We start from the raw sequence: 11,546 nt of genomic DNA, 5'->3' as shown, positions 1-11,546 counted from the left end.
GATGCAAGCGAAACATGACCGCGACGGTGACAGTTAACCCGCTAACGCCTGTTTTTGCTCCCTGATATCCTTCTCAATGCCGTCGCGCACGTCCTGAGGGATCTTCAACGCGTCGCCGAGGGCATTGAGGTAGCTGCGCTCCATAAAGTGGTCAATATCAATGGCGGCACAGCTTAAGAAATAGAGTTCAAGCGCCTCCTCCTCATTCTTTACGCTTTGCGCAAGGCGCTGCGGATCCAGCGGCTGTTCTATGGCCTGAGCCACCAGCGTTCTGCCCTGCTCTTCCACACCGGCCTCCCGCAGCTGCTGCTCAATCGCCGACCGTTCTTTATCGTCGATATGCCCGTCACTTTTCGCGGCAAAAACCAGCGCAAGGATCAGCCGTTCAGTGCGCAGATCCAACGGTGACGTGTGTTGACCATAATCGGGTTCATCGCTATGTGCGGTTCGCACTCTGTCCTTGTATTTGTTCCACAGAACCGTGCCCGCAATGGCTCCGCCACCGGCCAGTAACGCGCCGGTGCCATATTTTGCCAGCAACTTGCGCGAGGATTTATTCGCCACCAGCAGGCCCGCCAGCCCGCCGAGCGCCCCGGGGACCAGTTTGCTCAGCCCCTGCTCGCCGGATGGCGACGTTTTCTGCCCTAACAGTGATTGCAATTGATTTAACCAGCCAGACATGGTTTCCCTCACTTAACGGTGTACATGTTCCACAGCGTAAGCGAGCAGGCGTCAGGAAATGTCTGGCGGGGCTAAAGAAGCGCAAATTTCTTCCCCGCGCACGGGCCCCGATCAAGACACACGCAAACGTTTTCGTTTATACTGCGCGCAACTTTTTCAGGGGGATTGTTATGACTCGTTTAGGAACCGCGCTGCGACCTGCGGCGACGCGTGTAATGCTGTTGGGATCGGGTGAACTGGGCAAAGAGGTCGCTATTGAGTGTCAGCGTTTAGGCGTGGAAGTCATTGCCGTAGACCGGTACGCCGATGCACCCGCCATGCACGTTGCCCACCGTTCTTATGTGATTAACATGCTGGATGGCGATGCCCTGCGCGAGCTGATTACGCGTGAGAAACCGGATTTTGTCGTACCGGAAATCGAAGCCATCGCCACCGATACGCTGCTTGCCCTTGAACAGGAAGGCCAGCGCGTGGTGCCCTGTGCAAAGGCCGCGAAGCTGACCATGAATCGCGAAGGCATTCGTCGCCTGGCGGCGGAAGAGCTGGGATTACCCACCTCTGGCTATCGTTTTGCCGGCGATAAAGATGCTTTCCTGCAGGCCGTTGAGGAGATTGGCTATCCGTGCATCATTAAGCCGGTGATGAGCTCCTCCGGTAAAGGGCAGAGCTTTATTCGCGACAGCAGCACGCTGGACAAGGCGTGGGATTATGCCCAACAGGGCGGTCGCGCCGGAGCCGGTCGCGTGATTGTTGAAGGCGTGGTGAAGTTTGATTTCGAAATTACCCTCCTGACCGTCAGTGCCGTTGATGGCGTCCATTTCTGCGATCCGATTGGACACCGTCAGGAGGATGGCGATTACCGTGAATCCTGGCAGCCGCAGCAGATGAGCGCCCTGGCGCTGGCGCGCGCGCAGGAGATCGCCCGTAAAACGGTGCTGGCGCTGGGCGGTTACGGCCTGTTCGGCGTGGAACTGTTTGTCTGCGGTGATGAGGTGATTTTCAGCGAAGTGTCCCCTCGCCCGCACGATACCGGGATGGTGACCCTGATTTCCCAGGATCTCTCCGAGTTCGCCCTGCACGTGCGCGCGTTCCTCGGCCTGCCGGTTGGCGGTATTCGCCAGTACGGCCCGGCCGCCTCGGCGGTGATCCTCCCGCAACTGACCAGCCAGAACGTCACCTTTGACAACGTTGAAGGCGCGGTTGGGGCAGGTCTGCAGGTTCGCCTGTTCGGGAAACCGGAGATCGACGGTACGCGTCGACTGGGCGTGGCATTAGCCACTGGCGATAGCGTGGATGATGCCGTGGCAAGGGCGAAAGCTGCCGCTGCCGCGGTTAGCGTTAACGGATAAAAAAACGGGCCTGATGGCCCGTTTTTCATGATGCGAGGTGCTTACTGCTTCGCGCCTTCAACCGCTTCGCGAGCCAGTCTGGTGATGCGATCCCAGTCGCCTGCTTCCAGGGCATCCGCCGGTACCAGCCAGGAGCCGCCGATGCACAGCACGCTCTTCAGCGCCAGGTAATCACGGTAGTTGGCCGGAGAGATGCCGCCCGTCGGGCAGAAGCGCACCTGAGAGAAGGGACCCGCAATCGCCTGCAGCGCTTTGGTGCCGCCGTTGGCTTCTGCCGGGAAGAATTTGAACTCTTTCAGACCGTAGTCCATACCCAGCATCAGTTCAGAAACGGTGCTGATCCCCGGGATCAGCGGGATGGTGCCCTCGGTTGCCGCTTTTAACAGCGGCTCGGTCAGACCCGGGCTGATGGCAAACTGCGCGCCCGCTTCGGTCACTTCAGCCAGCTGTTTTGCGTTCGTAACGGTACCCGCACCAATGATGGCATCCGGCACTTCTTTAGCGATTGCGCGAATCGCGTCCATCGCGCAGGCGGTACGCAGGGTCACTTCCAGAACGCGAACGCCACCCGCGACCAGCGCTTTCGCCATCGGTACCGCGTGCTCCAGTTTGTTCACCACGATAACCGGCACAACGGGGCCTGTGGTCAGGATTGCTTCTGCACTTGTTTTCCAGTTTTTCATCAGAGTTTTCTCTCGCCAGATCGATAAAATCAAGTCGTCTTAAAACGTAATACAGGTTGCGCCCTGCTCCGCCCCGGAGAGTTTCTCACGCAGCGCGCTAAACATTTCGCGTCCGGTTCCCACGCGCGATGCGCTCAGGTCTGGAATATGCGGCTGACGGGCCGCCAGCTCGGCTTCGTCCACCAGCAGGGTTAACTCACCTGTCTGGCCATTGACGCGGATGATGTCGCCGTCACGCACCTTAGCCAGCAAACCACCATCATACGCTTCAGGCGTTACGTGAATGGCTGAAGGCACTTTACCTGAGGCACCCGAAAGGCGTCCATCGGTGACCAGTGCAATTTTGAAACGGCGGTCCAATAATACACCAAGTGGTGGCATAAGTTTATGTAATTCTGGCATCCCGTTCGCTTTGGGTCCCTGATGACGCACCACCACCACGCAATCCTTGTCGAGAAGGCCCGCATCAAAGGCAGGTAAAACATCATGCTGGCTCTCAAAGACCACTGCCGGGGCTTCAATCACCTGGTTCTCTTCCGGCACGGCAGAGGTTTTCATCACCGCGCGTCCCAGGTTGCCGCTCAGCACTTTCGTGCCGCCGTGGCGTGAGAACGGCTGTTCGAAGGTAGCAATGACCTGTGGATCAAGAGAGGCGCTCGCCCCATCACGCCAGTCCAGCTCACCGTTGTTCAGCCACGGCTCAAGGGTATAGCGATGCAGACCATAACCCGCCACCGTGTTCACGTCTTCGTGCAGCAGACCACCCTTGAGCAGCTCACGCATCAACACCGGTACGCCACCGGCGGCCTGGAAGTGGTTAATGTCTGCCGGACCGTTCGGATACAGGCGCGCCATCAGCGGCACCACGGAAGAGATGTCGGAGAAATCATCCCAGTTGATCAGGATGCCAGCCGCACGTGCCATTGCCACAAGGTGCATGGTGTGGTTGGTTGAGCCCCCCGTTGCCAGCAGGGCCACGATGCCGTTAACGATCACTTTCTCGTCGACCATTTTACCCAGCGGCATCCACTCGTTGCCGTTCCCGGTCAGACGCGTCACCTGACGGGCGGCGGCTTCGGTCAGAGCCTTGCGCAGCGGCGCATCGGGTTGAATGAAGGAGGAGCCCGGAAGCTGCATCCCCATAAATTCCACCACCATCTGGTTGGTGTTGGCCGTACCGTAGAAGGTACAGGTACCCGGCGCATGGTAAGAGGCGGCTTCCGCTTCCAGCAGCGCCTGGCGGTCTGCTTTACCTTCGGCATACAGCTGGCGGATACGCACTTTTTCTTTGTTTGGCAAACCGCTGGCCATCGGACCTGACGGCACAAAAATGGCCGGAAGATGACCAAACGACAGAGCCGCCATGGCGAGCCCCGGGACAATCTTGTCGCACACGCCGAGGTACAGCGCGCCATCGAACATATTGTGAGAAAGACCGACCGCTGCAGACATGGCAATGACTTCGCGGCTCAGCAGCGACAGCTCCATCCCGTCCTGCCCCTGGGTCACACCGTCACACATGGCCGGCACGCCCCCCGCCACCTGGCCCACCGCATTCACGCTGTGCAGCGCTTTACGGATGATGTCCGGGTACACTTCGTACGGCTGATGCGCAGAGAGCATGTCGTTATAGGAGGTAATGATGGCGATATTGTTACGCAGCATGCTCTTTAATGAGGCTTTGTCTTCAGGCTGACAGGCGGCGAAACCGTGCGCCAGGTTACCGCAGGCCAGCTGCGAGCGGTGTACGGTATTGGTCTTAGCCTGTTCAATGCGGGCGAGGTAGGCCGAACGGGTCTCTTTCGAGCGCTCGATAATGCGTTGTGTTACGCGTAACAATGTCGGATTCATAGAAGCTCCTCTAATTTATCTGTCCGGGCTCGGGAGTTTACAAAGTCGCTGGCAGTTGTTAACAACGCTGAAACGCTTGCTGTCCGGAGCTCAGGGGCAAAATCGCTTCCGGCAGTGTAATAAAAAAAGCCCCGTGGGTGAATCCACGCGGAGCTTAAAAGTATAAAAATTGTGCCACTAGCTGTGTTAGAACATGTTACCGGTAAAATAACACCTTCGGGCTAGAGGATTATCTTACTCAAACTCGTTCCAGGAGCGGCCATCACGGGTGATCATCGCCACGGAGGCGACAGGTCCCCAGGTGCCCGCCTGATACGGTTTTGGCGGATCCTGATCGGCAGCCCAGGCTTCGGTGATGGAGTCGACCCATTTCCACGCCTCTTCCACTTCGTCGCGACGCACAAACAGCGCCTGGATACCGCGCATGGTTTCCAGCAGCAGGCGCTCGTAAGCATCCGCCAGGTGCGTTTGATTGAAGGTCTCGGAGTAGCTCAGATCCAGTTTGGTAGTCTGCAGGTTATGTTTGTGATCCAGTCCCGGCACTTTGTTCAGTATCTGGATATCCACACCTTCATCCGGCTGCAGACGGATAGTCAGTTTGTTCTGCGGCAGCTCCTGCCACGACTCTTTGAACAGGTTCAGCTCAGGGTTTTTGAAGTAAACGACAACTTCAGAGCATTTGGCTGGCAGACGTTTACCGGTACGCAGGTAGAACGGCACACCCGCCCAACGCCAGTCATCGATATCCACGCGGATCGCCACGAACGTCTCTGTGTTGCTGGACTTGTTCGCGCCCTCTTCTTCCAGATAACCAGGGACTTTTTTGCCCTGCGCAAAGCCGGATGTGTACTGACCACGCACCGTCTTCTCGCGCACGTTAGAACGGTCGATACGACGCAGTGACTTCAGCACTTTCACCTTCGCGTCGCGGATGCTGTCAGCGGTCAGGTCTGATGGCGGAGACATGGCAATCATGCAGAGTACCTGCAGCAGGTGGTTCTGGATCATGTCACGCATCTGACCGGCCTGGTCAAAGTAGCCCCAGCGGCCTTCGATACCCACCTCTTCGGCCACGGTGATTTCCACGTGGTCGATGGTACGGTTGTCCCAGTTGTTCACAAACAGGGAGTTGGCAAAACGCAGCGCCAGCAGGTTCAGTACCGTCTCTTTGCCCAGATAGTGGTCGATGCGGTAGACCTGGCACTCTTCGAAGTATTCGCCCACCTGGTCGTTGATTTCGCGGGAGGTAGACAGTGAGGTACCCAGCGGTTTTTCCATTACCACACGCGCAGGTTTGGCGTTCAGATTCGCTTCGCCCAGACCTTTACAGATGGCGCCGAAGGTGCTTGGTGGCATGGCGAAATAGTTAATGGTGACCCGGTTTTTCTGATCCAGCATCTCACCCATACGGGTAAACGCGCTCACGTCGTTCACATCCAGATTGCAGAAATCGAGACGTCCGCTCAGGGTATCCCACAAACTTTCATCAATTTTCTCTTTCATGAAAGTTTCGAGCGCTTCACGCACGACTTTGGTGTATGCGTCCTTGTCCCAGTCGGCGCGCCCTACACCCAGGATACGGGTATCCGGATGAAGTTGGCCCGCTTTCTCCAGTTGATACAGGGAAGGCAGCAATTTTCGGCGTGCAAGATCGCCTTTCGCGCCGAAAATGACCAGGTCACATGCCTGGGCTGTTTGCGTTACCGCCATGTCATTCTCCTCAGTTGGATCACCTGGTGCTTCTGCCAGGTATCGTTGTAATTTTATTACAATGCACTGTACTGCTTTTACGTCATTCCCGAAACCATTAGCGCTTAACGTCGCGTGCGATACGGCGATTTTTCACCCCTTAAGAGGATTACGCTGGCCTGATGACGCAACAAGCGTCGATTCTTTGCGCAACACGGTCACAGTAAAACCCGACACCGATCAAGTAATGAAAAAAAACAACAACATTATCTTGTCGACTGTTACCCTTTATGGAAGCCACGAGGGTAATATCGGCTAAATCGAATCTCAATTTCATCTATGGATGAAATCGTTTACACCCATGAGCGTCCTGTTAACATGAACATGCTGGAAAAAATCCAGTTTCAACTGGAACACCTTAGCAAATCCGAGCGAAAAGTGGCTGAAGTTATTCTCGCCTCGCCTGCTCAGGCGATTCATTCAAGCATCGCCGCTCTGGCACAGGATGCAGGCGTCAGCGAGCCGACGGTGAATCGGTTCTGCCGGAGCCTGGAAACGCGTGGCTTTCCTGATTTTAAACTGCATCTGGCACAAAGTCTGGCAAATGGTACGCCCTATGTTAATCGCAATGTGGATGAAGACGACAGCGTTGATGCATACACGGCGAAAATATTTGAATCGGCCATGGCCACGCTTGACCACGTGCGTCAGTCGCTGGATATGAGTTCCGTTAACCGGGCGGTCGATTTACTGACCCAGGCCAAGCGAATTGCATTCTTCGGACTCGGTTCGTCGGCGGCCGTGGCGCATGACGCCATGAATAAATTCTTCCGCTTTAACGTCCCGGTCATTTATTCCGATGACATCGTGTTGCAACGCATGAGCTGTATGAATTGTAGCGAGGATGACGTGGTGGTCCTGATTTCCCATACCGGGCGCACTAAAAGTCAGGTTGAGCTGGCGCAGCTGGCGCGTGAAAACGATGCCATGGTTATCGCCCTCACGACGGCAGGCACGCCGCTGGCAAGAGAAGCCACGCTCGCCATCACTCTGGACGTTCCGGAAGATACGGATATCTATATGCCAATGGTCTCCCGTCTGGCGCAGCTGACGGTGATTGACGTCCTGGCAACCGGTTTTACCTTACGCCGCGGCGCTAAATTCAGAGATAACTTGAAGCGTGTCAAGGAAGCGCTCAAGGAATCGCGTTTTGATAAAGAATTGCTTATAAAGAGCGATGTTCCCTGATAGTAGATAACTAAGACGTAACGAATAATTACGATGTAACGATTTACGGCATTCGGTCCCCTCGCGGTTGCTTTGCAGCAGATGAAGGCCGATTCAATCTTCACGCAACACCAAAGTTGTTTCAGTCAACGGAGTATTACATGTCCAGAAGGCTTCGCAGAACCAAGATCGTCACCACCTTAGGCCCGGCCACCGATCGCGATAATAACCTCGAAAAGATTATCGCCGCGGGTGCCAACGTGGTGCGTATGAACTTCTCTCACGGTACGCCAGAAGACCATAAATTACGTGCCGACAAAGTGCGTGAGATCGCGGCTAAACTGGGCCGCCATGTTGCTATCCTCGGTGACCTGCAGGGTCCAAAAATTCGTGTCTCGACCTTCAAAGAAGGCAAAGTTTTCCTCAATATCGGCGATAAATTCCTGCTTGATGCCAACCTGGGTAAAGGTGAAGGCGATAAAGAGAAAGTGGGTATCGACTATAAAGGTCTGCCGGCTGACGTTGTGCCTGGCGATATCCTGCTGCTCGACGACGGTCGTGTTCAGCTGAAAGTGCTGGAAGTTCAGGGGATGAAGGTGTTCACCGAAGTCACCGTCGGCGGCCCACTCTCTAACAACAAAGGCATTAACAAGCTCGGCGGTGGCCTGTCTGCCGAAGCGCTGACCGATAAAGACAAAGCGGATATCGTTACCGCGGCGCTGATCGGCGTGGACTATCTGGCCGTCTCCTTCCCGCGCTGCGGCGAAGACCTGAACTATGCCCGTCGTCTGGCGCGTGATGCAGGCTGCGATGCCAAAATCGTAGCAAAAGTTGAACGTGCGGAAGCCGTTTGCGATCAGGATGCCATGGACGACGTGATTCTGGCGTCTGACGTGGTGATGGTTGCCCGTGGCGATCTGGGTGTGGAAATTGGCGACCCGGAACTGGTCGGCATCCAGAAAGCGCTGATCCGTCGCGCGCGTCAGTTGAACCGCGCGGTGATCACCGCAACCCAGATGATGGAATCCATGATCACCAACCCAATGCCGACCCGTGCAGAGGTGATGGACGTGGCTAACGCCGTGCTGGACGGTACCGATGCGGTCATGCTTTCCGCTGAAACCGCAGCCGGTCAGTACCCGGCAGAGACCGTTGCCGCGATGGCGCGCGTCTGTCTGGGCGCGGAGAAGATCCCAAGCATCAACGTCTCTAAACACCGTCTGGACGTGCAGTTCGACAACGTGGAAGAAGCGATTGCGATGTCCGCCATGTATGCGGCTAACCATCTGAAGGGCGTCACGGCGATCATAACCATGACCGAATCAGGCCGTACCGCGCTAATGACGTCCCGTATCAGCTCCGGTCTGCCGATCTTCGCGATGTCCCGCCACGAGCGTACGCTGAACCTGACGGCGCTGTACCGTGGCGTAACCCCGGTTTACTTTGACAGCACCAATGACGGTGTGGCAGCGGCGCACGATGCCGTTAATCTGCTGCGCGACAAAGGCTACCTGGTATCCGGTGATATTGTCATCGTGACCCAGGGTGATGTCATGAGCACCATCGGCTCAACCAACACCACCCGCGTATTAACCGTCGAATAATAAACAGATGTTTCCCTCTCCCCCACGGGGAGAGGGTCAGCGTGAGGGGTTTTATTTCTTTGGGTAAAGTTCTTTGCGCTGATACGGCTCTTTCTCGCCAGGCTTACGCGTTTTGAGCAACTTCAGGATCCACGTGTATTGCTCAAGATGCGGTCCCACCAACACCTCCACCTCTTCGTTCATGCGACGCGCGATGGTGTTATCGTCCGCGGTCAGTAAGTCGTCCATCGGCGGGCGAACCTCAATGCTCAGACGGTGCGTGTTGCCATCGTAGACCGGGAACAGCGGAATAACCCGGGCGCGGCAGACTTTCATCAGACGGCCAATCGCCGGAAGTGTCGCCTTATAGGTGGCAAAGAAATCGACAAACTCGCTGTGCTCAGGACCGTGATCCTGATCCGGCAGATAATAACCCCAGTACCCCTGTCGCACGGACTGAATAAACGGCTTAATACCATCGTTACGGGCGTGCAGGCGTCCACCAAAACGACGACGCACGGTGTTCCAGACGAAATCAAAGACTTTATTACCTTGGTTATGGAACATGGCCGCCATCTTCTGGCCCTGAGATGCCATCAGCATGGCCGGAATATCCACTCCCCAGCCGTGCGGAACGAGAAAAATCACTTTTTCATCGTTGCGGCGCATCTCGTCAATGATCTCCAGCCCTTTCCAGTCAACACGCTTAAGGACCTTTTCTGGCCCTTTTAGCGCCAGCTCTGCCATCATCGCCATGGCCTGTGGCGCGGTGGTATACATGTCATCAATAATCGCTTCGCGCTCGGCATCGCTCTTTTCCGGGAAGCAGTAATAGAGATTGATTTGCGCGCGACGGCGGGCACTTTTGCCCATTCGTCCTGCAAGACGGCCAATTTTCCCCAGAACGGGATCGCGCACAGAGGCAGGTAACATGGCAATGCCAGCAAACGCGTAAACGCCAAGCCAGGCGCCCCAGTTACGCGGGTGGCGAAAGGATTTTTCAAACTCAGGAATGAACTCAATATTGTTTTTTTTGGTTTCCATGCTGGTTCCAGGGTCTGGTGAAGCAAAATATAATGACGATAGTGTAGCGAGGCAGCGCCCCACGCACAAAAGAAAAAGCCGGCGCTTACTGACGCCGGCTTTAGACAAAACGGAAGGGTTTAGTCGAAACGCAGTTGCGGCACAACCTCTTTCACCTGCGCCAGGTAATCTTTACGATCTTTACCCGTCAGCCCTTCGGTGCGCGGCAGTTTCGCCGTCAGCGGGTTTACCGCCTGCTGGTTGATCCACACTTCATAATGCAGGTGTGGCCCTGTAGAACGTCCGGTATTGCCTGAGAGGGCGATACGGTCGCCACGTTTCACTTTCTGGCCTGGTTTCACCAGCAGCTTACGCAGGTGCATATAACGGGTGGTATAAGTGCGACCATGACGGACCGCAACATAGTACCCGGCAGCCCCGCTGCGTTTTGCGACAACCACTTCACCATCTCCCACCGCCAGCACCGGTGTGCCCTGTGGCATGGCGAAGTCCACGCCACGGTGCGGCGCAACGCGCCCTGTGACCGGGTTCAGACGACGCGGGTTGAAGTTGGATGAGATGCGGAACTGTTTCGCCGTTGGGAAGCGCAGGAAGCCTTTCGCAAGCCCGGTACCGCTGCGGTCATAGAATTTGCCGTCTTCAGCGCGAATGGCGTAGTAATCTTTGCCATCAGAGCGCAAACGTACCCCCACCAGTTGGCTCTGCTCACGCTTGCCGTCCAGCATTTCGCGGGACATCAGTACGGAGAACTCATCACCTTTTTTCAGCTTACGGAAATCCATCTGCCACTGCATGGCTTTGATAACCGAGCTGATTTCAGCGCTGGTCAGGCCCGCATTGCGCGCGCTGGAGACAAAGCTTGCGCCTACGGTCCCTTTCATCACGCTGTTAACCCAGTCGCCCTTCTGCAACTCGCTGGTCATCTTGAAACCGTTTGCAGTGCGGTCGTAGGTGCGCGTTTCGCGACGGGACATTTCCCAGGTCAGGCGCTGCAGATCGCCCTCTGGCGTTAACGTCCACGAGAGCTGCTGGCCAATTTTCAGGTTACGCAGGTCTTTATCTGCGGCAGCCAGCTGGCTGATATTCCCCATGTCAATGCCGTACTGGTTCAGTACGCTGCTCAGCGTATCGCCAGTGGAGACCACATATTCATGGATCCCGGCTTCATTCTCGGTTTTATCGTCCAGCTCATCCTGCGGAATGGCTTCATCTTCCTGAGCCGCCTGGTCGATAGGCTCACTGGCCTCCGGCAGCAGAGAACGGATTTCGTTCTTCTCAAGCTCGATGGTTTTGATGATAGGGGCAGAACTCGGGTGGTAAACATAGGGCCGCCAGACGGCGACCGCTAAGGTGAGAACTGTAAGCGACCCCAGCATAACGCGATGGGGTCGGGGCAGATTGTTAAATGCCAAGGCGACAGAGCGGGCTATCTGTTGCAC

At 56.1% G+C, this 11,546-nt stretch carries 9 protein-coding genes; 3 read left to right on the top strand and 6 right to left on the bottom strand.

The window, feature by feature from the left end; all coding sequences use genetic code 11:
- Positions 1-33 precede the first annotated feature (33 nt).
- A complete protein-coding gene (locus M8370_RS04500) occupies positions 34-681 on the bottom strand; it encodes a tellurite resistance TerB family protein (RefSeq protein WP_020690815.1) in 648 nt (215 codons plus the stop codon).
- 170 nt (positions 682-851) lie between these two features.
- Here M8370_RS04500 and purT point away from each other — a divergent pair, with 170 nt between their 5' ends.
- Complete coding sequence (gene purT, locus M8370_RS04495) at positions 852-2,030, top strand: formate-dependent phosphoribosylglycinamide formyltransferase (RefSeq protein WP_194500463.1); 1,179 nt, start codon at positions 852-854, stop codon at positions 2,028-2,030.
- 41 nt (positions 2,031-2,071) lie between these two features.
- Here the strand turns inward: purT and kdgA are convergent, their stop codons facing one another.
- From kdgA to zwf, 3 genes are all read right to left on the bottom strand, one after another.
- A complete protein-coding gene (gene kdgA, locus M8370_RS04490) occupies positions 2,072-2,713 on the bottom strand; it encodes a bifunctional 4-hydroxy-2-oxoglutarate aldolase/2-dehydro-3-deoxy-phosphogluconate aldolase (RefSeq protein WP_029882310.1) in 642 nt (213 codons plus the stop codon).
- 39 nt (positions 2,714-2,752) lie between these two features.
- On the bottom strand, positions 2,753-4,564 hold the full coding sequence (gene edd / locus M8370_RS04485; RefSeq protein WP_250020552.1) for a phosphogluconate dehydratase: 1,812 nt from the start codon (positions 4,562-4,564) through the stop codon (positions 2,753-2,755).
- A gap of 234 nt (positions 4,565-4,798) precedes the next feature.
- Positions 4,799-6,274: a glucose-6-phosphate dehydrogenase gene (gene zwf / locus M8370_RS04480; RefSeq protein ID WP_250020550.1), complete on the bottom strand. Its 1,476-nt coding sequence runs from the start codon at positions 6,272-6,274 to the stop codon at positions 4,799-4,801.
- Positions 6,275-6,631: 357 nt separating this feature from the next.
- On the opposite strand from zwf, the gene M8370_RS04475 reads away from it, so the two are divergent.
- Positions 6,632-7,501: a MurR/RpiR family transcriptional regulator gene (locus M8370_RS04475; protein WP_029882312.1), complete on the top strand. Its 870-nt coding sequence runs from the start codon at positions 6,632-6,634 to the stop codon at positions 7,499-7,501.
- Between the two features lie 140 nt (positions 7,502-7,641).
- Complete coding sequence (gene pyk, locus M8370_RS04470; RefSeq protein WP_013096092.1) at positions 7,642-9,084, top strand: pyruvate kinase; 1,443 nt, start codon at positions 7,642-7,644, stop codon at positions 9,082-9,084.
- 51 nt (positions 9,085-9,135) lie between these two features.
- Here pyk and lpxM read toward each other — a convergent pair whose 3' ends face one another.
- Both lpxM and mepM read right to left on the bottom strand, forming a co-directional pair.
- On the bottom strand, positions 9,136-10,107 hold the full coding sequence (gene lpxM, locus M8370_RS04465; protein ID WP_040019981.1) for a lauroyl-Kdo(2)-lipid IV(A) myristoyltransferase: 972 nt from the start codon (positions 10,105-10,107) through the stop codon (positions 9,136-9,138).
- A gap of 119 nt (positions 10,108-10,226) precedes the next feature.
- Positions 10,227-11,546 carry a murein DD-endopeptidase MepM gene (mepM, locus tag M8370_RS04460; protein ID WP_250020549.1) on the bottom strand — a complete coding sequence of 440 codons (1,320 nt, stop codon included), beginning with the start codon at positions 11,544-11,546 and terminating at the stop codon, positions 10,227-10,229.

Source organism: Enterobacter cloacae complex sp. OE43NF (assembly GCF_023544405.1).
In the GTDB taxonomy this organism is placed as follows: domain Bacteria; phylum Pseudomonadota; class Gammaproteobacteria; order Enterobacterales; family Enterobacteriaceae; genus Enterobacter; species Enterobacter cloacae.
Note: the sequence above shows the minus strand (reverse complement) of the source record. Positions and strands in the feature narration are given on the sequence as shown.